The following is a 21,531-nucleotide window of genomic DNA, read 5'->3' on the forward strand; positions in this document are numbered from 1 at the left end:
CGCATGGTTTACCGGCAGCCTGTCATGCGGCTGTCATGCGCGAACTAGACTTGCCACAACTGTCGCCGAATAATGGCACAGTGAACAAATACACGGAGCGTTGACCCATGGAAAGTCTGGACTTGCAGGTGCTCAGCGATGCCCTGGCCTGGAAGAGCGCCGGCCATGGCGTCACGCTGGTCACCGTGGTGGAGACCTGGGGCAGCGCGCCGCGCCCGCCAGGCGCCTTGCTGGCGGTGCGCGACGATGGGCTGGTCAGCGGCTCGGTGTCCGGCGGTTGCGTGGAAGACGACCTGATCGCCCGCACCAAGGCGGCATTGGCTGAGCGTGATGCGGGCGGTGACCTCGCCGCACCGGCCAAGCCCTCGATGATTGCCTACGGCGTCAGCAAGGAAGAGGCCGCGCGTTTCGGCCTGCCCTGTGGCGGCACACTGCGTTTGGTGCAGGAGCCGCTGGCCGACGTGACCTGGGTGCGCGAGCTGCTGGCGCGCACAGCGCAGCACAAGCTGGTGGCGCGCACGCTGGTGCTGGCCAGCGGCGCCGTCACCCTGGGGGATGCGCCGCGTGGCACCGCCATGCAGTTTGACGGCAGCACCTTGACCACGGTGTTCGGCCCCAAGTGGCGGCTGCTGCTGATAGGCGCCGGCCAGTTGTCGCGCGCCGTGGCCCAGATGGCGCAGATGCTGGACTTTGAGGTGCTGGTGTGCGACCCGCGCGAGGAATATGCCGCCGCGCTGGAGTTGCCTGACGTGGTGCGCCTCTCCGGCATGCCCGACGACGTGGTGCGCGAGCTGCAGCCCGACGCCCACACCGCCATCGTGGCGCTGACGCACGACCCCAAGCTGGACGACATGGCGTTGCTGGAGGCGCTGAAGTCCAACGCCTTCTATGTCGGCGCCCTGGGCTCGCGGCGCAACCAGCAGGCGCGCAAGCAGCGCCTGGCTGAGCATTTCGACATGACTGAGGCCGAGTTGGCCCGGTTGCACGGCCCGGTGGGCCTGCGCCTGGGCGCCAAGACACCCGCCGAGATCGCGGTGTCCATCCTGGCCGAGATGGTGCAGGTCAAGAATGAGGGCGCCACGCAAGCGGCGGCGCTGTTGGCCGCCGTGGGTGAATCCACCGAACCCTCCGCTCTGTGCCCGGCGCTGGCCCCACAGTCCTGATCCTGGCCTCGGGGCGCGGCGAGCGTTTCCTGGCCTCGGGCGGCACCAGCCACAAACTGCGCGCGCTGCTGGCTGGCAAGCCGGTGCTGCAGCACACGCTGGACGCGGTGCGCGCCAGCGGTCTGCCCTGGCACCTGGAAGACGCTGGCCATCCCGGCATGGGTGACGCCATTGGCGCCGCTGTACGCGCCACACGCGCCAGCGCCGGCTGGCTGGTGCTGCCCGGCGACCTGCCGCTGGTGCAGCCGGCCACGCTGCTGGCCGTGGCGGCGCAACTGACCGCCCATGCGGTGGTGGTGCCGGTGTTTGAAGGCCGGCGTGGCCACCCGGTGGGTTTCTCGGCTGCCTGCGGTGATGCGTTGGCGGCCTTGCAGGGCGACAAGGGCGCCGCCGCCGTGGTGCGCGCGCACGGTGCCTGGGAGTTGCCGGTGACCGATGTGGGCAGCGTCACGGACATCGACACCGTGGACGACCTGCGGGCCGCCGAGCAGCTGCTGACAAGCTGATTGCAGGTTGGGTGGTATTGCAATCCTGCAATGAATGGCTGCCAGATTGCGTATTTTCATTGCACCAGGGAAACCTTAAATTCCACTCCTCTGATTTTTTCAATCCAAGGAGTGTCATCGTGCAAGCTGTTTCCTCTGTCTCGTTGTCTTCCGCCCGTTCCGCCACCGTCCCGGTGGACGCCGCCGCTCTGGGCGCCACGCTGCTGCGCGTCAGCCTGGGCGTGATGTGGATCGCCCATGCCTTGCTGAAGCTGCTGGTGTTCACGCTGCCGGGCACGGCCCAGTTTTTCGCCAGCGTCGGGTTCCCGGCGTTCATGGCCTATCCGGTGTTCGCGCTGGAAATCGCCGGTGGCGTGGCGCTGCTGCTGGGTGTCTACGCGCGCCAGGTCACCGTGCTGTTGCTGCCCATCCTGGCCGGTGCCGCCTGGGTGCACGGGGGCAACGGCTGGGTCTTCTCCAGCCCCAACGGTGGCTGGGAATACCCGGTGTTCCTGCTGGTGGCCTCGGTGGTGCAGTGGCTGCTGGGGGATGGCGCGTTTGCGCTGCGCCGCAGCAAGGCCTGGGTGCCCGGCATCTGACGGTGCAAACCGCTGGGTGCCTGAATTTTCAGCAACCGTTCGTCCAGAGGGCACGCAAACGGTGCCCCGTTTCCTGCAATCCGTCCCGCTGCCCCTGGTGGCGGGCAGAGCCAGCCCCTATTCTTGCGGCATGGGAAGATGCATTCGGGCCTTTTGGGGCCATGCGGCTTCCGGCCCTTTGCAGTGGAAAATCTGGCTCATCATGTTCAAGTCTCTCGGTAACCTGATTCACAAAGCCCCCTGGTGGGGCTTGCTCCTGGGCGGTCTGGCGGTGCTGGTGTCGCTGGTGCTGTTCACGCTGCCGATCCAGGTGATACGCCTGTCCGAGTCGGGCAGCACGCCGGAGGAACGCCGCGCCATCGAGCGTGAGATCAACCTGGCCTTTGGCGACAAGGCGCTGAATTTCGCCGAGGGCGTGGTGCAGCACATGCGCGAACGCGCCACCGACCCGGACCGCCAGCGCGAGCTGGACAAGGCGCTGACCGAGATGGCGCGGGCGCGTGACGAATTGTCGGCAGCGCAGGGCGAGATCAACCGCTCGGTGCGCGAATCGGCCAAGGAGATCGCCGACGCCGCCATGGAGACCGCGGTCGAGGCGGCCCAATCCGGTCTGGATGCGGCGGTGGAGGCACGCGAAGCCATTGACGAGGCCAAGACCGAAGCGCTGGACAAACTGCGCGACCGCAAGCTGGACATCAGTGCCACCGCCAAGTCCTTCGACGACATGCTGCGTTCGGCGCGCGAGAACGAGCAGACCGCCCGCGAGGCGCTGGAGTCGCTGCGCTCGGCGCAAAAGCAGGGTGTGGCCGTGCTGGCGGGCAAGGCCGGTGCTGGCGGTAGCGCCGGCATTCGCGTGCTGCCGCGCTTCCCCGACATGCCGCCGCTGCCCGAGCGCAACGCCAGCGGCCCCAGCATTCCCGATCTGCCGCAGCGCCCGGTGGCCCGCAGCCCGCAGGGGGCCGCGTCGTCGGCGGCGGTCACGCTGGCGGATGGCCATGGCCAGGGCCTGCAGTTCGGCATCAAGCTGCCCGGCATGCCATTGCCGGTGCTGTCCGAGGACATGCGCGACGACATCCGTGCCCGCGTGGCCGGCGACGTCTGGCGCGTGGGCGTGGGCTCGGTGCTGATCCTGATCTTCATCCCGCTGTTCATCGTGCTGATCATCTCCAAGTACTTCCTGGGCCGCTCGCGCCGTGCGCTGGCCTTTGCGGAAGAAAAGAAGCAGGAGGCGCAGATCAGCACCGTCAGCCGCCAGATCACCGAGGCGCGGCTGCAGGCGCTGCAGGCCCAGGTGGAGCCGCATTTCCTGTACAACACGCTGGCCAATGTGCAGGCGCTGACCGAGTTCGACCCGCCGGCGGCCAACCAGATGGTGGGCCACCTGATCCAGTACCTGCGTGCCTCGCTGCCCAAGATGCGTGAGAACACCTCGACCGTGGGGCAGGAGATCGAGCTGGTGCGCGCCTACCTGAACATCCTGAAGATGCGCATGGGTGAGCGGCTGGCGTTTGCCATCGAGGTGCCCGACGAGTTGCTGGGCAAGTCCTTCCCGCCCATGATGCTGCCTTCGCTGGTGGAAAACGCCATCAAGCACGGCCTGGAGCCGCAGCGCGAGGGTGGCCGCATCGACGTGCGGGTGCGCCGCACCGACACCGCGTTGGGCGAGCGCCTGTGCATCGAGGTGCGCGACACCGGCAAGGGCCTGTCGGACTCGCCCATCCAGGCCGGCGGCGGCGTGGGTCTGTCCAACCTGCGCGAGCGCTTGGTGGCGCTGTATGGTGGCAATGGCCGTTTCAGCATCGAGGCCAACACGCCCCAGGGTGTGGTGGCCACCATCGACATTCCGGCCGAAATGCCGGTGCAAAAGCCGCAGGAGACCAGCCAGGCCACGCCGGGGCAGTCCAGCACGCCGCACCTGGAGGTGCCCACCACCGGCTGGCGCCGCGCCTGGGCCGCCACCAGCAAGACGCACAGCCTGTGGGCCTGGATCGTCTCGCGCACCTTCCTGGTGTTGATGCTGGTGCTGTGCGTGACCTTCCTGCTCGGGCTGATCGGCCTGTACACCGGTTGGATGCCGGTGGACCTGGGCGGCCTGCGGCTGGACGGCATCGAGGGCAAGGCGGTGGGCTCACTGGGGCTGCTGGCGGCCTTCGGCGCGGTGGCGCTGGCCATACTGATCGTCGTGGCGGTGCTGTATGGGCTGGGCTTCCTGCTGGCAGGGCTGCTGATCTTCATCCCGGTGGTGATCATCATCTCGCTGTTCCCGGTGATGTCACCCTTCATCCTGATCGGGCTGGGCATCTACTGGCTGGCCAAAAAGCGGAAACGCGACGGCGTCTGAGATCGGTTTTTTGCTGACACAATGCACCTGATCACTTGAATCCGAGACTGTTGCCATGAGCATTGCCGCCACTGCCATCATTGCCGAAGACGAGCCCATCCTGCGTGCGCAGCTGAAGGCCAAGCTGGCCAAGCTGTGGCCCGAGCTGACCATCCTGGCCGACGTGGGGGATGGCGAGGCGGCGCTGGAGGCCATCGACGAACACCGCCCGCAGCTGGCCTTCCTGGACATCCAGATGCCCGAGATGACCGGCGTGGAGGTGGCCAAGAGCCTGGCCGCCAACCGCGAGCTGAAGTGCCATGTGGTGTTCGTCACCGCCTTTGACCAGTACGCGGTGGAGGCCTTCGAGACCGACGCCGTGGACTACGTGCTCAAGCCCTACACCGAGGAGCGGCTGCAGGCCGCAGTGGACCGCTTGCAAGCGCGCCTGGGCGCGGTCCCCGAGCCGCCGCCGCAGGACCTGGAAGGCATGTTGATGCGCCTGTCGGCCAAACTCAGCCCGCAAAACGAACAGCTGAAGTGGATCAAGGCCAGCGTGGGCCAGAACCTGCGGCTGATCCCCATCGAGGACGTGCTGTTCTTCCAGTCTGACGAGAAATACACGCTGGTGGCCACCAAGGAATTCGACGCGCTGATACGCACGCCCATCAAGGAAATCCTGGAAGGCATCGACGTCGCCCGTTACTGGCAGATCCACCGCTCCACCATCGTCAACGCCTCGGCCATCGAATCGGTGTCGCGCGACTTTCGCGGCCAGGCCACGGTGAAGATCAAGGGACGCAAGGAAAACCTGGCCGTCAGCCGGCCGTTTTCGCACCTGTTCAAGCAGATGTGAAGGGCGCGCGTCGCGCGCGCCTGCCCGCCCAGGGCGCTTTTCTACCGCCTGTTCCCGGCAATATGCATCCCGTCGCGTCCGGCTGGGCGCCGCCGCTTGCACGGCGCACACTGCAGCCATCGAACAACCTTTTCCGGAGCGTGTGATGCGTCAACTGATTGTCTGGGGCCTGCTGGGTAGCATTCTGACTGTGGCCCCCCTGTGCCAAGCCGCCGAGCAAACCCGCACCCTGCCGGATTTCAAGTCCATCAGCAGCAAGGGCGCCTTCAAGCTGGTGGTGGAGGTCGGCCCCAAGCAGTCCGTGACCATCCGGGGCGAGGACTGGATGCTGGCCCAGGTCACCACCGAGGTGGTGGGTGACGAGCTGGTGCTGAGCCAGCAGAAGGACAAGGACCGCCGCATCAGTATCGGCGACAACGGCGTGCGCGTCACCATCACCATGCCGCAGCTCAAACAGTTCCAGATGGAAGGTGCCGGCATGACCGAACTGAACCACGTCAGCGGCGAACGCTTCGAGCTGATCTACCGTGGCGTGGGTGCCCTGGGTGTCAACGGCAAGGTAGACAGCTTCACGCTGCGCGCCCAGGGCGTGGGCCTGCTGGATGCCAGAGAACTGTCCGCCCGCCGCGTCGACGCCGTTCTGGAGGGCGTGGGCTCCACCAGCGTGCGCGCCAGCGAGACGCTGAACGCCACCGTCAACGGCATTGGCTCCTTGACCTATTACGGCCGGCCGGCCCGCGTCAACAAGACGGTGGGCGGCATAGGCAGCGTCAGCGCCGGGGACTGATTTCGTATCAGCCTCGTATCAGGCCGGTCCCGCCGGCTTTGCAAACATGCAGAAATCGTTTACGCTGCGCGGCTTTGTCCCCGCTCGAAAGGTTTGTCTGCATGTTTGCCACTCCCCGCCCCCTGACGGTGCTCGCGGCCGCGCTGGCCGCGGCCCTGCCGCTGCTCGCCACCGCCCAGACACAGGTCACCAAGCCGCCCAAGGCCACGGCCTACATTGACCTGGCCACCAATTCCAGCGACATCCCCGGCATGGGCATGATGGCCGGCATGGCGCGCGGCGGGCAGTCCGGCGGCATGATGGGCGCCTTGGGCGGCATGTTGGGTGGCGGCGGCGCAGGTGGGGGTGGAGCATCCGGTGGCAACACCTTCGGCAGCACCCATGGCCAGGGCTTTGGCGCGCCGGGCAAGTATGTTGACATCTCGGTCGGCAACCTGAAGAACCCTGGGCTGCAAGAGGCCGGCCAGGCGGTGGTCACCACCTTCTTTGCCACGCCGCTGAAGCTGATTTCACCGCCGCCGCCGGAAAAGCCGCTGCCCCCGGGCGACACCGAGCCGCCGGTGGAGTACGAGAAGCCCAAGCCCAACGCCAAGATTTCGGTCTACTGGGGCTGCGGCGACACCATTCGTCCGGGCCAGCCGCGCACGCTGGACATGTCCAAGTCCAGCATGGAGGACTACACCAAGTTCTTCACCATGCGCTCCAGCAACAGCCGTGGCGCGCGTCTGCGTTATGGCGAGCCGTCCTGGCCCAACAAGCAGGACGACCGCCGCGTGCCCGAGTCGGCCCAGCTGGCCGGGGATCATCAGATCAGCGGCGCCGGCATGCCTGACAACTTCAAGTTCGTGCTGGACGACCGGCAGGATTTCCTGGCGCCGATTGCGTTGACGCAGCAAAAGCAGGGTCCGGGCGGCGCGGTGCAGCTGGAATGGCAGATGGTGACCTACGCACGCGGCTACTTCATCAGCGTGATGGGCGGCCAGGGCGGTGGCCGCCGCGGCGGTGGCAGCGACAGCGCCGAGATGGTGATCTGGACCTCCAGCGAGCTGCCCGAGATGGGTTACGCGCTGATGGATTACGCCACCAATGGCAGCATCGAGCAGTGGGTGAAAGACAAGGTGGTGCTGCCGCCCACCACCACCAAGTGCACGGTGCCCAAGGGCATCTTCGGCGAAGACGGCGCAGGCATGCTGCGCATGGTGGCCTATGGCGGCGAGTCGTTCCTGGCGTACCCGAAGCGGCCCACTGACCCCAAGGTGCCTTATGAGCCGGACTGGCAGGTGAAGGTGCGCAGCAAGTCCAGCCTGTTCTCCATGCTGGGCGGTATGCCTGGTGGCAACGAGCGCGGTGAGCGCGGCAACCCCAACCCGCAACAGCCCCAGCAGCCGCAGCAACAGGAGGCGCCCGGCGTGGGCACCTTGTTGAAGGGTTTGTTCGGTCGTTGAGCAGGGGCTTGGCTGGGGTGGCCCTGGCCGGGCCGCCCCACCCGTTGCGGGTACCGCAGGCTGTCCTGCAAGGCCTGTTTGGTACCGGGTTGGTAACCCGTGCCGCTTGCAAAGCCTGGTTTCGGGAGTACCATCGAGGTTGTAATTAAGTTACCAATTTTCGATGAAACCATGAAACTCCACACCACCATCGAAACCGTCACCCAGCGCCTGCGCGCGCGCAGCGCCGAAAGCCGCGGCGCCTACCTGGCCCGGCTGGACGCCGCCGCCGGCCGCAAGCCTGGGGCTGAGCGCATGGGCTGCGCCAATGTGGCCCATGCCTTTGCCGCGCTGCCGGCCAACGACAAGCTGCGTGTGGTGGCTGAAAAGGCCCCCAACATCGCCATCGTCACCGCCTACAACGACATGCTGTCGGCGCACGCACCGCTGCAGCACTACCCCGACATCGTCAAAACCGAAGCGCGCCGACTGGGCGCCACTGCCCAGGTGGCCGGCGGCGTGCCGGCCATGTGCGATGGCGTGACGCAGGGCACGCCGGGCATGGAGCTGAGCCTGTTCTCGCGCGACACCATCGCCATGGCCACTGCCGTGTCGCTGAGCCACGATGTGTTTGATTGCGCGCTGATGCTGGGCGTGTGCGACAAGATCGTGCCGGGCCTGCTGATCGGCGCGTTGCACTTTGGCCACCTGCCCACGGTGTTCGTGCCGGCCGGGCCCATGACCTCGGGCCTGCCCAACAACGAGAAGGCCAAGGTGCGCGAGCAGGCCGCGCAAGGCCTGGTGGGCCGCGAGGCGCTGCTGGCTGCCGAGAGCAAGGCCTACCACGGCGAGGGCACCTGCACCTTTTACGGCACCGCCAACAGCAACCAGATGCTGCTGGAAGCCATGGGCCTGCATGTGCCGGGCACCGCCTTCATCAACCCCGGCAACGCGGTGCGTGCCGAGCTGACGCGCGAGGCCGCCCGCACCGTGCTGGACATCACGTTGGCTAAGCGCTACGCGCCCATTGGCCGGGTGGTGGACGAGCGCTGCATCGTCAACGCCATGGTGGCGCTGCTGGCCACCGGCGGCTCCACCAACCACCTGATCCATTGGGTGGCGGTGGCGCGCTCGGCGGGCATCACCATCGACTGGGACGACTTTGCCGAACTCTCCGCCGTGGTGCCGCTGCTGGCCCGCGTCTACCCCAACGGTTCGGCCGACGTCAACCAGTTCCAGGCCGCAGGCGGGCCTGGCTACATCATCCGCGAGTTGCTGGACGCTGGCCTGATGCACGAGGACGTGCTGACCGTGCGGCCCGGCGGCCTGCGCGAATACACCGGCGTGCCCGAAGCGCAAGAGGGCGGCGCGCTGCGCTGGTCCACCGTGGGCGCCAGCAAGGACGAAGGCGTGGTGCGCCCAGCCGCTCAGCCCTTCAGCCCCACCGGCGGTCTGGCGCTGCTGCAGGGCAACCTGGGGCGCAGTGTGATCAAGGTGTCGGCCGTGCCGGATGACCGCCATGTGGTGGAGGCGCCGTGCCGCGTGTTCGATTCGCAGGAAGCGCTGCAAGCCGCCTTCAAGGCCGGCGAGCTGGACCGTGACGTTGTCTGTGTGGTGCGCTGGCAAGGCCCTCAGGCCAACGGCATGCCCGAGCTGCACAAGCTCACCCCCCCGCTGGCCGTGCTGCAAGGCAAGGGTTACAAGGTGGCGCTGGTGACAGACGGCCGCATGAGCGGGGCCTCCGGCAAGGTGCCGGCCGCCATCCACGTGTCGCCCGAGGCGGCCAGCGGCGGACCGTTGGCCAAAGTGAAGGATGGTGACGTGCTGCGGCTGGACGCGCCCGCCGGCACGCTGAGCGCGCTGGTGGATGACGCCGAATGGGCCGCGCGCGCGTTGGCGCAGATGCCGCAGGCGCTGCAAGACGCCAACGCCGTCGGCCTGGGCCGCGAGCTGTTCGCCGGCATGCGGCGCAGTGCGCTGGCGGCCGAGCAGGGTGCCTGCAGTTGGCTGTGACGCGAAGATTCAACGACAACAAGACATGGCCGACAACATGACCACACCCGCCAACACCCCGCTGACCGCCCTGCAAGTGATGCAGGACGCCGCCGTCATCCCCGTCATCGTGCTCAGCGACGTCGCCCACGCCGTGCCCCTGGCGCGCGCGCTGCTGGCCGGCGGCATACGCATGTTGGAGATCACGCTGCGCACGCCGCAGGCGCTGGCCTGCATGGAGGCCATCGCCAAACAGGTGCCCGAAGCCGTGGTGGGTGCTGGCACCGTGCGCACCCGCGCCGATGCACAGGCAGCGGCCGTGGCCGGCGCGCGCTTTGCCGTCAGCCCCGGCTACACCAACGAGGTGGGCCGCGCCTGCCGCGAAGTCAAACTGCCGCTGCTGCCCGGCGTGGCCACCGGCAGCGAGATCATGATGGCGCAGCAGGATGGTTTCAACGAGCTGAAATTCTTCCCCGCCATGCAAGCTGGCGGCACGGCGATGCTGAAGGCCTGGGGCGGCCCGTTTGGCGACGTGCGCTTCTGCCCCACCGGTGGCGTCACGCCCGCCAACGCCCGGGAACTGCTGGCGCTGCCCAACGTGGTGTGCGTGGGCGGCTCGTGGCTGGCGCCATTGGATTTGATGGCGAGCGGCAACTGGCAGCGCATCACCGAGCTGGCGCGCGAGGCCGTGGCATTGCGGCCATAACGGCCGAAAGCAGTCGGCCGGAAATAGCCGGTTTCTCCCCGCCCAAATCAACGCATTGCAGGCCCGCGCCCACGCCAGAATACCCCCCGAGGCCACCGCGTGCGCATAGCCGGTCATCACCAGCGCGGTGCCGCCTCCTTTTATTCAAGGGGCGCAGCCATGTTGCCGAGAATCGAGCCGCTGCGCATGTCGGGTGGCAGCTTCAACGTCATCAACCAGGACAAGTACCAGCAGGCGCTGAACCTGTTGCGCGAGGCCGTCTTCGACCAGGGCGCCACGATGTTCGCGGCCGACAACCTGATCACCTGGAACCGCAACCTGAGCTTTCTGCGCGAGCCGTTTTTCCTGAACCAGCTGACGGACGATGCCGACCTGAACTTGATCGAAAAGAGCACCGTGTGGCGCCGCTACCAGTTGCTGTACTTCGCCCAGTTCGCCACGCGTGCCGAAGGCGACTTCCTGGAGCTGGGCTGCTACACCGGCTTGACCGCCTCGCAGGTGGCGCAACGCATAGACTTCGCGGGGCTGGGCAAGCGCTACTACCTGTACGACTTGTTTCACTGGAATCCGGGCGACGAACACACCCGGCTGGAAGCGCATGCGAACGACCAGATGTACGAAGACGTGCTGCGGCGTTTTGCGGGCTACCCGTTCGTGCAGGTCATCAAGGGCTCGGTGCCGGAATCGTTTGCACAGGGCTTTCCCGAGACCATTGCGTTCGCCCACATCGACATGAACCACCCGGTCGCCGAGGCGGGTGCGCTCAGCCAGGTGCTGCCCAGGCTGTCGCGCGGCGGCGCCATCGTGTTCGACGATTACGGCTGGTGGTCCTATTCGGCGCAAAAGGCCGCGCTGGATCCGATCGTGGCCAGCCACGGGCTGGAGATTCTGGAGTTGCCTACCGGACAAGGGCTGCTGCTCAAGCCCTGAGCAGGGTGCCGGCGTGTCAGCGCAGCCCGCCGCCTGCCGCGTTTTCTGCCCGCTGTATTAGCTCCACCTTGTACCCATCCGGGTCGGTGATGAAGGCGATCACCGTGGTGCCGCCCTTCACCGGCCCTGGCTCGCGGGTGACATTGCCGCCATTGGCCTTGATGCGGACGCAGGCGTCGGCCACGTCGGGCACGCCCAGCGCAATGTGGCCATAGGCGGTGCCCAGCTCATAGCTGTCCACGCCGTAGTTGTAGGTCAGCTCCAGCTCGGCGTGCTCGGGGTTGTTGCCGTAACCGACGAAGGCCAGCGTGTACTTGTACTCGGGGTTGTCCGAGGTGCGCAGCAGCTTCATGCCCAGCACCTGGGTGTAGAAATCGATCGAGCGCTGAAGGTTGCCAACGCGCAGCATGGTGTGCAGTAGTCTCATGCACCGGATTGTGCATGCGCGCGCTGGAATCTGCCAGCCGGCACCAAGTTCCCGCCGGGCCGCCCCAAGGGAACTTGCGGCCCCCTCGGGGGGCAGGACGGACACGCAGTGCCGGACGTGGGGGCCAGGTCCTAGCTGTTGAAGGTGAATTTGATGAAGCTCTTGCTGGCCGGGTTGTAGTCGGCCTCAAAGTAGCACACGCCGCCGCCTGCAGCAGCCACGTTCCATTGCGCCGCCAGCTTGCGCATCATGGCCTCTTCGACTTTGCAGGCGCCCACGATGTGGATCAGTTTGTTGCTGCCCTGCATCACGCCCTGGTACTGCATGGTGTAGCTGTCCAATGGGACTGCCTTGGCATCGGCTGCGGGCTTGGGCGCCGTGTCGGCCGCTTTTTGCACCCGGCTGGCCATGTCCACATAGGTACCGGTGTCCACCGACCACGCACCGCCGCGCACCTCTATCCAGTCACCTGGGGTGGACTGGCCGTTGGCCGTGCCCATGGTCAAGGCCGCCGTGGTCAGAGCCAGCAGACCCATGGCCGTGCTTTTGAGACGGGGGTTGCTCGAAATGTGATGTTGTTTCATACCCTTTTCCTTCCATGCATTTTGTATGTGAAAACCATGGCACGCAGGGCTGGGTCACGCGTGCCACGCATCAAATGTAAAGCAACTTCCATGCCCTTGAAGGCGAGAAAGCGGGCATTGACCCCTGGACCAAGGGGCATTTGAGGTGTGGCGCCGTGTATGCGGGGGCTTACTTGGCGGCAGGCAGTTCAAACACCAGGCAGGTAGTGGTGGCGTGCGCGAACAGGGTGCCGTCCGGCGCGAATAGCCGCGCCTCGGCGGTGGCCAATTGCCGGCCGCAGTGGATCACCTTGCCCTCGGCGCGCACGCGCGGTGTCTTGGCGGGGTTGATGGCGCGCACCAGGTTGACGCTCAACTCGGCCGTGGTGTAGCCCCGGCCCGGCGGCATCATGGTGTGCACCGCGCAGCCCAGCGCCGAGTCCAGCAGCGTGGCATACCAGCCGCCGTGGATACCGCCCATGGGGTTCAGGTGGTCTGGCCCCGGCGAGCCCTGGAACACGGCGCGACCCTCGCTGACCTCGATCAGCTGAAAGCTCAGCGTCTTGGCGATGGGCGGGTAGGGCAGCTCGCCGCGCAGCATGGCCTGCATCATCTCCAGGCCGCTTTTACCGTCCACCTGGTCCCTTCGGGCCACGCCCACGCCGGCGGCGGCGTTCAGGCGCTGGGTGATGTCCTGCTCTTGGGCCAGCCAGGTGGCGTCCAGGGAAACGGCGGGGGCGTTGGTGCTCATGGTCGGGTCTTTCCAGAAATGCGTGAACGGTGGGTTGGCAATATGGCTATTCTAGCCAAAATAGTTGCATATGCAAAAATTGCAGATACAATCGTTTACCATGGACACCGCCACCCCGCAACCCGCTCAGGCGCAGCCCCAGGGCTGCACCAATCTGAAGCTGCGCCAACTGATGCGCCGCGTGGCGCAGCACTATGACCACGAGGTCGGCAAGACCGGTTTGCGCGGCACGCAGTATTCGCTGCTGTCCTATGTGGTCAAGCTGGGGCCCTTGCGGCCGGGCGAGCTGGCGCGTGTGATGAAGGTGGACGCCTCCACGCTGACGCGCAACCTGAAACCCCTGATCACCGCCGGCTGGGTCACCCTCACTGCGGGGTCGGACGGCCGCAGCCGGCTGGTGGCCATCACCGAGGCCGGGCGCGACAAGCGCACCGAAGCGCAGCGCCGCTGGAAAGTGGCGCAGCAAGACATCAACCAACTGCTGAGCCCGCAACGCGTGGTGGCCCTGCATGCACTGGTGGACGAGGCGCTGGCGCTGCTGTCCCCGGTGGAAGACGGAGAAATCGATGACTGAGGCAGGTAAGAAAAACGCCCGCACGGCACTGTGGCTGGTGCTGCTGGCCGCGGCCGGCACCTTCGCACTGACCATGGGCACGCGCCAGACCATGGGACTGTTCCTGGGCTCGCTGAACACCGCCACCGGGCTGGGTCTGGGCAGCATCAGCCTGGCGTTCGCCTTTGGCCAACTGTGGTGGGGGCTGACGCAGCCGTTTGCCGGCGCCATGGCCGACAAGGTGGGTGCCGGCCGCGTGCTGTTCACCGGCGTGGTGCTGGTGGCGCTGGGCACGTTCCTGACGCCGTTCATGACCAGCACCGCCGGCCTGATCTTTGCCATTGGCGTGCTGGCTGCAGGCGGTGCCGGCATGGCCGGCCCGGCGGTGCTGATGGCCGCCACCACGCGGCTGCTGCCGCCAGAAAAGCGTGGCCTGGCCACCGGCATCGTCAACGCCGGGGGCTCCTTCGGCCAGTTCGTCATGGCGCCGATTGCCGGCTTCCTGATGGTCAGCGTGGGCTGGGCCAACGCCATGCAGGTGATGGGCCTGCTGGTGCTGCTGGCGCTGCCGGCGGCTTATCTGCTGAAGGGCAATTCGCTGCAGGCCGCTGCGGCCAGCGGCGCTGCCGCCAAGCCGGTCAGCACCCGGGAGGCCATTCGCACCGCGCTGCGCAACCCCAGCTACCTGATGCTGGCCGGCGGCTTTTTCGTCTGCGGCTTTCACGTCGCCTTCCTGGCCACGCACCTGCCGGGTGTGGTGGCCTCGTGCGGGCTGCCGGTGCAGTTTGGCGCCTGGTCGCTGGCCATCCTGGGGCTGTTCAACATCGTGGGCAGTGTCGCCATGGGCTGGGCGGTGGGGCGCTGGCGCATGAAGTCGCTGCTGTCGCTGGTGTATGCCAGCCGTGCGCTGGCCATCGTCATCTTCCTGCTGGTGCCCAAGGACGGCACGGTGATGCTGGTGTTCGCCGCCGTGATGGGCCTGACCTTCCTGTCCACCGTGCCGCCCACGGCCGGCCTGGTGGCCAAGTTCTTCGGCACCGCCAACATGGCGACGCTGTTTGGCGTGGTGATGTTGACGCACCAGTTGGGCGGCTTCCTCGGCGCCTTCCTGGGCGGCAAGGTGTTTGAAGCCACGGGCAACTACAACTGGATCTGGTACATGGACGTGGTGCTGGCCATAGGCGCGGCGCTGATCCACCTTCCCATCAAGGAAGCCAAGCTGGCGCCAGCGTTGAAGGCCGCGTGAGCAAGCGGTGGGTGTCAGTAGTCCTGCAAGATGCCGGACAACAGCACCTGTTTGCCCGGCTTGCCGGCCTGCACATGGGCGATCAGCGCACGGGCTATTTTGTCGGGGCTGACGGATTTGTAATTGGCCGGAATCAGCGGCCGCCACAGCCGCATGCTCAGCATGGCCAGCGACTCGCCGCTGCGGCCCGGTTGGCCCAGGGCGTCGCGGTCGCCGTCGATCAATGACGGGCGGGCGATGACCACGGTGTCAAAGCCCAGGGCCGACACCGCCTCTTCCATCTGACCCTTGATGCGGTTGTAGAACACCATGGACTGCGCGTTGGCGCCCATGGCGCTGACCACGCCCAGCCGGGTGGCGCCTGCCGCACGCGCGGCCTTCGCCACGGCAACGACGGCATCCAGGTCCACCGCCCTGAAGGCGTCCTGGTTGCCCGCTATTTTGATGGTGGTGCCCAGCGCGATGTACACATGGTGCACGGAGCCGGTCAAGGTGGACAGGGCGGGTAATGCCGCCAGGTCCACCGTGTGCTGTGTCAGCTTGGCATGTTGCGTGGGCAGGCTGCGCCTGCCCAGCGTGTGAATGGCTCGGTAAGTCTTATCGGCCAGCAGGGCCGCGACCACCGCCCGACCCACGAGACCCGTTGCCCCGGCCACCACCGCCACCGCCGTATCCACCGCCGCCATAGCCGCCACCTCCGCTGCGCTGACCACCGTAACCGCCGCCGCCTCGGCGCGCGCCACGTTCAACCATCATATCCACGCCAGTGCGCATCGGATCGGGCTGGCCACCGGCACCGCCACCTTGCGGGGCGCGCGGCGCTTGCGCGCCGGCATGTGCGGGGTTGCCGTAGCCGCCACCACCGCTGCGCGGTGCGCTGCGGCCCTGGCCTTGGCCCGGCGGGCGGCTGGCGTGCGAGCGGGGTTGCTGGTCGCCAACAGGTTGGCTGCTGCGCTGGCCGCCACGGCCACCGCCACCATTGCCGCCGCCATGGCCACGGCCTGCGCCACCACCACCGCCTGCGCCACCCGTGGTGGCCTTCTTTTCGCGCACGCGCTGCAGCATTTCGGTGCGGGCGGCCTTGGCGGCCGCCGCCATCACCTCGCGGCTGGGCGGCTTGCCAGCGCCACCCCAGATGGTCTGGCGGCCCATGGCGATGGGCTCGGCGCGTTCGTTCTCTTCCGGGCCAAAGCCGTCAATCACCTGCGTCGGGATCTGCTGCTTGGTGAAGCGGGCGATCTCCTGCATGAAGCCTTCTTCGTCCAGGCACACCAGGTTGACGGCGGCACCCTCGGCGCCAGCGCGGCCGGTGCGGCCGATGCGGTGCACATAATCCTCGCAGACGTTGGGGATCTCGTAGTTCACCACGTGCGGCAGCTCGTCGATGTCGATGCCGCGGGCAGCGATGTCGGTGGCCACCAGCGCGCGGATTTCGCCGGTCTTGAAGCCGCTCAACGCCTGCGTGCGGGCCGACTGGCTCTTGTTGCCGTGCAAGGCCATGGCGGTGATGCCGTTCTTGCCCAGGAACTCGGCGACGTTGTTGGCGCCGAACTTGGTGCGGGTGAACACCAGCACCTGGCTCCAGTTGTACTCGTTGATGATGTGCGCGAGCAGCGCCTTCTTCTTGCCCCGGCCCACCGGGTGGATGACCTGGGTGATGCGCTGCACCGTGGTGTTGCGCGGCGTCACCTGCACGCTCTGCGGGTTGCGCAACAGGCCGGTGGCCAGGTCGCGGATTTCGTCGCTGAAGGTGGCGGAGAACAGCAGGCTCTGCTTGTCCTTCGGCAGCACGGCCAGCACTTTCTTGACGTCGTGGATGAAGCCCATGTCCAGCATGCGGTCGGCCTCGTCCAGCACCAGCATCTGCACCTGGCCCAGGTCGCACACGCCCTGGCCCATCAGGTCCAGCAGGCGGCCCGGTGTGGCCACCAGGATGTCCACGCCGGAGCGCAGCTTGCTGATCTGCGGGTTCATGCCGACGCCGCCGAAGATCACGGTGGAGCTCAGTTGCAGGAACTTGCCATACACGCGCACCGACTCTTCCACTTGGGCGGCCAGTTCACGGGTGGGGGTCAGCACGAGGGCACGGATGCCGGTGCCGCCGAATTTGCTTTGCGCACTGCGCGCCATGGACAGGCGGTGCAGCATGGGCAGCACGAAGGCAGCGGTCTTGCCGGTGCCGGTCTGGGCGCCGCCCAGAAGGTCGTGGCCTTCCAGCACCAGCGGGATAGCCTGGGCCTGGATCGCGGTGGGGGTTTCGTAGCCCTGCTCGCGCACAGCCCGGACAATGGCCGGAGCCAGTTTCAATTCTTCGAAAGTCATAGTTTGGCGCTCAATCCTGAGCGCTTGGGATATCGGCCTGTACCGCGCGTTGCCGCACGGTCCAGTGAGAGGCAGATGGATTTAAAAAATGGGCGCTGCGCGGGTTGCGCGGCCCTCAGCGAGTTGCTGACGTCGCGGGCAACTGGAGCACACGACAGGGCGTATTATCGCATGGATAGGCGCCGGCCTGCCGGCAGCCTGCTTTTTCCGCCTGGCACGGGCATTCGTGCAACAAGATGTTTCTGCGCCGGTCCAGGCCTGTTCAGAATGAGAAGCAGAGGTGACAATCTCTGGTCAAGCCCCAGGAAATCCGCCGAATGAGCAAATTTTCCATGCAATGGATGGGCGTGGCCGACGACCCCACGCAGGTGCGGCCGACGCTGCAAGGTTGCATCGAGGCCGTGCTGAGCCACGCCGAGGAGTTGATGAGCAACATCCTGGACGGGCTGGCCCTGTCGGCGACGCAGGTCAAGGGGGGCAAGAGCTCTCCACTGGGCCAGAACGCAGCCAGCAAGGCCGCCGTTGCCAGCCTGTGCGAGCAACCGTCAGCGGTGAAGAAGACCTTTGCCGCTCAGCTGCGCCAGGCGGTCTATTACAGCGGCGGCAGCGCCCAGGATGCCAAGCCGGTGGTGCGCTATGAAGAGCTGCAGCTGTTCGAGGAAAACCAGATCGACGCCAGCATCGAGTTCGCGCTGGCCCAGCAGGAGGTGGACCTGTCGGTCAATGACACCTTGCCCGCGCTCAACGGTTTCATCAGCAGCCTGATGGGCTGGGTGACGGTGCAGCCCCAGCTCAACCCGTTGAAACCCGAGGCGTTCGTGCGCGCACTGCGCGAAACGCTGACCGAGCACGTGCCCAGCGAAGAGGCACGTCGCGCCATCATCACGCCGGCCGCCGGGTTGCTGGGAGTCAGCCTGCGCCTGTTGTATGCCGAAATCACCTCCTGGCTGCGCACCCATGGCGTGGAGCCGGTGGGCCAGGCCGCCGGCCTGAGCCCGGTGGGCGGCACCCGCACGGACAACCCGGTCAGCCGCACACTGCTGACGCTGGACAAGCTGCGCCGCCTGCTGAACACCGAGATCGACCTCAGCTTTGTCGGCCTGGGCGGCGGCGAAGGCAAGGAGTTCAACCACACCGTGCCGGCCTCGCTGGTGGCGCTGGAAGACCTGAAGCTGCTGGAGCCGATGATGAAGCGGCTGGCACAAAAAGCCGCCAGTGCGGTCGCCCACCCGCCACTGAACGTGGTGCGCTCGTCCGGCACAGGCATCGCCGCCGACGAGCCGCCGGCCAAGCGCCTGGGCCAGCAACTGGGCGAAGAAGTGGTGCGCCTGATGCTGGAGAACCTGATGGCCGACCAGCGCCTGCCCAGCCGCGTGCGCGCGCAGATCGCCGCGCTGGAGCCGGTGCTGTTGCGGCTGTCGCAGGGCGACCCGCGGTTTTTCAGCGACCGCCAGCACCCGGCGCGCCAGTTCCTGGACCGGCTGACGCACCGCAGCCTGGCCTATTCCACCGAAAGTGCCGACGGCTACGACGGCTTCCTGCAGGTGATGACTGGCGCCGTGGCGGCGCTGGGGCAGGGCGCCGCCGATGCCGGCGCCTTTGCGCAGCAACTGGCGCAATTGGAGGCCGGCTGGGCGCACGAGGAAGCGGCCCAGCGCCACCGAAATGAGGAAGCCGCGCGCGCGCTGTTGCGCGCCGAGCAGCGCAACATGCTGGCGCAAAGCCTGGCCACCGAGTTTCGCGAGCGCTTGAAAAAGCAGAAGAGCGAGATGCCCGAGCTGATCAGCGCCTTCCTGCTGGGCCCCTGGGCCCAGGTGGTGGCCCAGGCACAACTGAACTGCACCGACGGCAATGCCGACAGCGACGGCTACATGGCGCTGGTGGACGACCTGATCTGGAGCGTGCAGCCGCGCCTGGCGCGGCGCAACCGCGCCCGCCTGGTGCAGCTGATCCCGCAGCTGCTGGTGAAAATTCGCCAGGGCCTGCAGCTGATCCGCTACCCGCAAGAGCGCATCCCGGTGTTTTTTGACGAGCTGATTGCGCTGCACGAAAAGGTGTTTGAGTACGTGCGCCAGTCGGCCGCGCGGCGCCAGGCCGACAAGGCGGCGCAGCCGGCCGAAGCACCTGCGCGCGAGGAACAGGCCGAGGAAGCCATCGAGTCGCGCTTTGCCGAAATGAGCGGCAGCGACGGCTTCTGGGTTGGCGAAGACGAGGCCCAGGAATCCGGCTACCTGGCCGAGGACGCGTTGGAAGAAGCCGCCGCCACGCCCCTGGTGGGCCGGCGCGCCAGCGACAACGCGCCCCGGGTCTGGTCCGTGTCCGACCTGAACACTGGCGCCTGGGTGGAGTTGATGGTGGAGGGCGCCTGGGTGCGCGCCCAGTTGACCTGGTCCAGCCCGCACCGCACGCTGTTCATGTTCGTCTCGCACGCCGGCAGCGCGCATTCCATGTCACGCCGCACCATGGAGCGGCTGCGCGCCCGCGAGCAGATCCGCATCGTCTCCGACGGCCGGCTGCTGGACAACGCGCTGGATGCGGTGGCCCAGCAAGCCATGCAGAACAAGCTGGAGCAGCCTGACGAAGGCGACTGAAGCCGGCAGAAGTGGGTTGAAAGGGGATTGAAATATCCCGCTGGGCCGTAACTGGGATAATGCAGGGTTGTTCCGGATATTTCCCGGAAATTTCCTACAGAAGACACCCCAAAGACACCATGGCCCAATACGTATTCACGATGAACCGCGTCGGCAAGATCGTGCCGCCGAAGCGCCACATCCTCAAAGACATTTCGCTGAGTTTCTTCCCCGGTGCCAAGATCGGCGTGCTGGGCACCAACGGTTCTGGCAAGTCCACGCTGCTGAAGATCATGGCCGGCCTGGACAAGGAGATCGAGGGCGAGGCCATGCCCATGCCCAACCTGCGCATCGGCTACCTGCCGCAGGAGCCGCAGTTGGACCCGACCCACACGGTGCGCGAGAGCATAGAGGCAGGCATGGGCGCGGTGTTTGCCGCCAAGGCCCGGCTGGAAGAGGTGTACACCGCCTACGGCGAGGAAAACGCCGACTTTGACGCGCTGGCCGCCGAACAGGCGGAGCTGGAAGCCATCATCGCCACCGCTGGCACCGATTCCGAGCACCAGCTGGAAATTGCCGCCGACGCGCTGCGCCTGCCGCCGTGGGATGCCGTGGTGGGCGTGCTCTCCGGTGGTGAAAAGCGTCGCGTGGCGCTCTGCCGCCTGCTGCTGTCCAAGCCCGACATGCTGTTGCTGGACGAGCCCACCAACCACTTGGACGCCGAATCGGTGGACTGGCTGGAGCAGTTCCTGCAGCGTTTCTCCGGCACCGTGGTGGCCATCACCCACGACCGTTACTTTTTGGACAACGCCGCCGAATGGATTCTGGAGCTGGACCGCGGCTCCGGCATCCCCTACAAGGGCAACTACAGCTCGTGGCTGGAGCAGAAGCAGGAACGCCTGGTGCAGGAGCAAAAGGGCGAGGAAGCGCGCGCCAAGGCCTTGAAGAAGGAACTGGAGTGGTCGCGCCAGAACCCCAAGGCCCGCCAGGCCAAGAGCAAAGCGCGCCTGGCCCGGTTTGAGGAACTGTCCGACTTCGAATACCAGAAGCGCAACGAAACCAACGAAATCTTCATCCCGGTGGCCGACCGCCTGGGCCAGGAGGTCATCGAGTTCGTCAACGTCACCAAGTCCTTTGGCGACCGCGTGCTGATCGACAACCTGAGCTTCAAGGTGCCGCCCGGCGCCATCGTGGGCATCATCGGCCCGAACGGTGCGGGTAAATCGACGCTGTTCCGAATGATTGCCGGCTCGCAGAAACCCGACAGCGGCGAGGTCAAGATCGGCTCCACCGTGAAGATGGCGTTTGTGGACCAGAGCCGCGACGACTTGTCGAACGACAAGACGGTGTGGGAAGACGTGTCGGACGGGCTGGATATCCTGAACGTGGGCAAGTTCCAGATGGCCAGCCGCGCCTATTGCGGTCGCTTCAACTTCAACGGCGCCGACCAGCAAAAGCGCGTTGGCACCTTGTCAGGCGGCGAACGCGGCCGCCTGCACCTGGCCAAGACGCTGATTGCCGGCGGCAACGTGCTGATGCTGGACGAGCCGTCCAACGACCTGGACGTGGAAACCTTGCGCGCGCTGGAAGACGCGCTGCTGGAGTTTGCCGGCTCGCTGATGGTGATCAGCCACGACCGCTGGTTCCTGGACCGCATCGCCACCCACATCCTGGCCTGCGAAGGCGACAGCCAGTGGACCTTCTACAGCGGCAACTACCAGGAGTACGAGGCCGACAAGAAGAAGCGCCTGGGTGAAGAAGGCGCCAAGCCGCACCGGGTGCGGTTCAAGTCGATCCACTGACCCGTTGTCTCCGGCTCCTCGCAAGGGCGGCGCGC

19 protein-coding genes are annotated in these 21,531 nt (G+C 66.6%); 14 read left to right on the forward strand and 5 right to left on the reverse strand.

The window, feature by feature from the left end; all coding sequences use genetic code 11:
• Positions 1-107 precede the first annotated feature (107 nt).
• The 10 genes from AC1DX2_RS17455 (at position 108) to AC1DX2_RS17500 (ending at position 11,262) form a co-directional block, all read left to right on the forward strand.
• A complete protein-coding gene (locus AC1DX2_RS17455) occupies positions 108-1,163 on the forward strand; it encodes an XdhC family protein (RefSeq protein WP_477197619.1) in 1,056 nt (351 codons plus the stop codon).
• Complete coding sequence (locus AC1DX2_RS17460; RefSeq protein ID WP_477197620.1) at positions 1,136-1,669, forward strand: nucleotidyltransferase family protein; 534 nt, start codon at positions 1,136-1,138, stop codon at positions 1,667-1,669. The genes AC1DX2_RS17455 and AC1DX2_RS17460 overlap by 28 nt, the downstream gene beginning before the upstream one ends.
• Positions 1,670-1,842: 173 nt before the next feature.
• Positions 1,843-2,247, forward strand: a complete 405-nt coding sequence (locus AC1DX2_RS17465) for a DoxX family protein (RefSeq protein WP_477197720.1) — start codon at positions 1,843-1,845, stop codon at positions 2,245-2,247.
• Positions 2,248-2,449: 202 nt separating this feature from the next.
• Positions 2,450-4,588 (forward strand): sensor histidine kinase, encoded by a 2,139-nt coding sequence (locus AC1DX2_RS17470; RefSeq protein ID WP_477197621.1) that lies wholly within the window; start codon positions 2,450-2,452, stop codon positions 4,586-4,588.
• A gap of 55 nt (positions 4,589-4,643) precedes the next feature.
• Positions 4,644-5,423, forward strand: a complete 780-nt coding sequence (locus AC1DX2_RS17475; RefSeq protein ID WP_477197622.1) for a LytR/AlgR family response regulator transcription factor — start codon at positions 4,644-4,646, stop codon at positions 5,421-5,423.
• Between the two features lie 145 nt (positions 5,424-5,568).
• Complete coding sequence (locus AC1DX2_RS17480; RefSeq protein ID WP_477197623.1) at positions 5,569-6,210, forward strand: GIN domain-containing protein; 642 nt, start codon at positions 5,569-5,571, stop codon at positions 6,208-6,210.
• A 101-nt stretch (positions 6,211-6,311) separates the two neighbouring features.
• Complete coding sequence (locus tag AC1DX2_RS17485; RefSeq protein WP_477197624.1) at positions 6,312-7,655, forward strand: hypothetical protein; 1,344 nt, start codon at positions 6,312-6,314, stop codon at positions 7,653-7,655.
• Between the two features lie 171 nt (positions 7,656-7,826).
• Positions 7,827-9,647: a phosphogluconate dehydratase gene (edd, locus tag AC1DX2_RS17490; protein ID WP_477197625.1), complete on the forward strand. Its 1,821-nt coding sequence runs from the start codon at positions 7,827-7,829 to the stop codon at positions 9,645-9,647.
• Positions 9,648-9,672: 25 nt separating this feature from the next.
• Positions 9,673-10,332, forward strand: coding sequence for a bifunctional 4-hydroxy-2-oxoglutarate aldolase/2-dehydro-3-deoxy-phosphogluconate aldolase (gene eda, locus AC1DX2_RS17495; protein WP_477197626.1), 660 nt, complete (start codon positions 9,673-9,675; stop codon positions 10,330-10,332).
• A 159-nt stretch (positions 10,333-10,491) separates the two neighbouring features.
• Positions 10,492-11,262, forward strand: a complete 771-nt coding sequence (locus AC1DX2_RS17500; protein WP_477197627.1) for a class I SAM-dependent methyltransferase — start codon at positions 10,492-10,494, stop codon at positions 11,260-11,262.
• Positions 11,263-11,278: 16 nt separating this feature from the next.
• Here AC1DX2_RS17500 and gloA read toward each other — a convergent pair whose 3' ends face one another.
• The 3 genes from gloA to AC1DX2_RS17515 all read right to left on the reverse strand — a co-directional run bounded on the left by gloA (position 11,279) and on the right by AC1DX2_RS17515 (position 13,003).
• Positions 11,279-11,689 carry a lactoylglutathione lyase gene (gene gloA, locus AC1DX2_RS17505; RefSeq protein WP_477197628.1) on the reverse strand — a complete coding sequence of 137 codons (411 nt, stop codon included), beginning with the start codon at positions 11,687-11,689 and terminating at the stop codon, positions 11,279-11,281.
• A 131-nt stretch (positions 11,690-11,820) separates the two neighbouring features.
• The gene (locus tag AC1DX2_RS17510; RefSeq protein ID WP_477197629.1) at positions 11,821-12,273 is read right to left on the reverse strand and encodes a hypothetical protein; all 453 of its coding nucleotides are present in this window, start codon (positions 12,271-12,273) and stop codon (positions 11,821-11,823) included.
• A gap of 169 nt (positions 12,274-12,442) precedes the next feature.
• Entirely contained in the window at positions 12,443-13,003 is a 561-nt protein-coding gene (locus AC1DX2_RS17515) for a PaaI family thioesterase (protein ID WP_477197630.1), read from the reverse strand.
• 100 nt (positions 13,004-13,103) lie between these two features.
• Between AC1DX2_RS17515 and AC1DX2_RS17520 the strand changes: the two genes are divergently transcribed.
• Together AC1DX2_RS17520 and AC1DX2_RS17525 are read left to right on the forward strand one after the other, a co-directional pair.
• Entirely contained in the window at positions 13,104-13,577 is a 474-nt protein-coding gene (locus tag AC1DX2_RS17520) for a MarR family winged helix-turn-helix transcriptional regulator (RefSeq protein ID WP_477197631.1), read from the forward strand.
• The gene (locus tag AC1DX2_RS17525) at positions 13,570-14,802 is read left to right on the forward strand and encodes an MFS transporter (RefSeq protein ID WP_477197632.1); all 1,233 of its coding nucleotides are present in this window, start codon (positions 13,570-13,572) and stop codon (positions 14,800-14,802) included. Before AC1DX2_RS17520 ends, AC1DX2_RS17525 begins: the two co-directional genes overlap by 8 nt.
• 14 nt (positions 14,803-14,816) lie before the next feature.
• Here AC1DX2_RS17525 and AC1DX2_RS17530 read toward each other — a convergent pair whose 3' ends face one another.
• Together AC1DX2_RS17530 and AC1DX2_RS17535 are read right to left on the reverse strand one after the other, a co-directional pair.
• On the reverse strand, positions 14,817-15,425 hold the full coding sequence (locus AC1DX2_RS17530; protein ID WP_477197633.1) for a Rossmann-fold NAD(P)-binding domain-containing protein: 609 nt from the start codon (positions 15,423-15,425) through the stop codon (positions 14,817-14,819).
• Positions 15,400-17,124 carry a DEAD/DEAH box helicase gene (locus tag AC1DX2_RS17535; protein WP_477197634.1) on the reverse strand — a complete coding sequence of 575 codons (1,725 nt, stop codon included), beginning with the start codon at positions 17,122-17,124 and terminating at the stop codon, positions 15,400-15,402. Before AC1DX2_RS17535 ends, AC1DX2_RS17530 begins: the two co-directional genes overlap by 26 nt.
• Before the next feature lie 317 nt (positions 17,125-17,441).
• Between AC1DX2_RS17535 and AC1DX2_RS17540 the strand changes: the two genes are divergently transcribed.
• Together AC1DX2_RS17540 and ettA are read left to right on the forward strand one after the other, a co-directional pair.
• Positions 17,442-19,715 carry a DUF1631 family protein gene (locus AC1DX2_RS17540; protein ID WP_477197635.1) on the forward strand — a complete coding sequence of 758 codons (2,274 nt, stop codon included), beginning with the start codon at positions 17,442-17,444 and terminating at the stop codon, positions 19,713-19,715.
• 119 nt (positions 19,716-19,834) lie between these two features.
• On the forward strand, positions 19,835-21,496 hold the full coding sequence (gene ettA / locus AC1DX2_RS17545) for an energy-dependent translational throttle protein EttA (protein ID WP_477197636.1): 1,662 nt from the start codon (positions 19,835-19,837) through the stop codon (positions 21,494-21,496).
• Positions 21,497-21,531: the final 35 nt, after the last annotated feature.

It is taken from the genome of Hylemonella sp. P2_B10 (assembly GCF_056404875.1).